Genomic DNA, 1,282 nt, shown 5'->3' with positions numbered 1-1,282 from the left:
CGCCGGGCGGATTCAACAGCTCGTCGCAACACCGACGTTGTTTCAGCATGACATCTTGGCCGCGAACACGGTGGCCGGCGTCGCCCATCCGAGGACCTTTCGCGGACGGGTGTTGAGCAGCTGCTCCACCCTGGCCAGGTCCTCCGCGGTGTGAACGCTCAGGTCCGTGCTTTTCGGGAAGTACTGGCGCAGCAACCCGTTCATGTTTTCGTTGGACCCCCGCATCCACGGACTGGCCGGGGCGGCGAAGTACACGCCCTCGCTGAACCAGGCGGCCACCAGGTCGTGGCGGGCCATCTCCGCACCCTGATCCCAGGTCAACGTCCGCCGTGTCGGCTGCGGCAGGTCCTCCACCAGTACCTCCAGAGCGTCGGTCAGGGCCTGCGCGGCGTGGCCGCGGGGCAGGTGCACCAGGCGGACGTAGCGGCTGGTGCGGTCCACCAGCGTCCCGATCGCCGAGCGGCTCTTCGCCCCCACGATGAGGTCGCCCTCCCAATCGCCGATCCGCACCCGCTCTTCGACCACAGCCGGGCGCCGGTCGATCAGCAGCCCCGGGGCGATGAAGCGCGGGGCCCGCTGGTCAGGGCGTCGGCGCCGGCGGCGCATCGACCGCCCCGTGCGCAACCGAGTGGTCAGCCGCCGGTGCAGCCCGCGACGAGTGCCGTGGTAGAGCGCCTGATAGATCGTCTCGTGGCACACATGCCACTCCCGGCGGTGTGGGTACTCGATCCGCAGCCACACGGCGATCTGCTGCGGGGACCAGTCCAGCTCGAGCTTGGACTGCACCACACGACGGAGCTCCTCGTCGTGAGCCAGTACCCCGGGTCTGTGCCGTCGGGCGGCTGTGCGGGCGCGGGCATGGGCCAACACCGGGTCATAGCCTCCGCGGTCGTGGGCGGCGGTGTTGCGCCGCAGCTCCCGGGAGATCGTTGAAGGCGCCCGCCCCAGCCGGATGGCGATCGTCCTCATCGACAGGCCCTGTCGACGGAGCACCGCGATCCGTTCTCGTTCCAGCAACGACAGGTAGCGTTTCGATGGCTGCGCCTCGGCTCTTCTGGCCGGAGCCAGTCCGCCGAGCTCGGCCCGCCACCGGTACCCGGTCTTACGCCCGATCCCGACCATCCGGCACGCCTCGACCGTGCCCACCCCGGTAAGGATTAGCGCCCAGTACTCATCTTCCAGGACCAACCGCCGCTTGCGTCCTCTGATGCCCATCTCCATCCCCTTCATCTACAGGGATGTTGCGACGACCGCTAGAACCCACCGTTGAATCCGCCCGGCG

General features: G+C 69.0%; 1 protein-coding gene. It reads right to left on the bottom strand.

The annotated features are described in order from the left end of the window. Positions 1 to 42: 42 nt before the first annotated feature. Complete coding sequence (locus CK505_RS18080; RefSeq protein ID WP_051063718.1) at positions 43 to 1,215, bottom strand: IS30 family transposase; 1,173 nt, start codon at positions 1,213 to 1,215, stop codon at positions 43 to 45. Between the last annotated feature and the right edge of the window lie 67 nt (positions 1,216 to 1,282).

This window comes from Kocuria sp. WN036 (assembly GCF_002287015.1).
Classification (GTDB): Bacteria; Actinomycetota; Actinomycetes; order Actinomycetales; family Micrococcaceae; genus Kocuria; species Kocuria rosea.
Note: the sequence above shows the minus strand (reverse complement) of the source record. Positions and strands in the feature narration are given on the sequence as shown.

What these genes read in the sequence shown, in the direction of transcription:
- CK505_RS18080 (WP_051063718.1), bottom strand. Translation starts at nt 1,215, where the DNA reads ATGGGCATCAGAGGACGCAAGCGGCGGTTGGTCCTGGAAGATGAGTAC.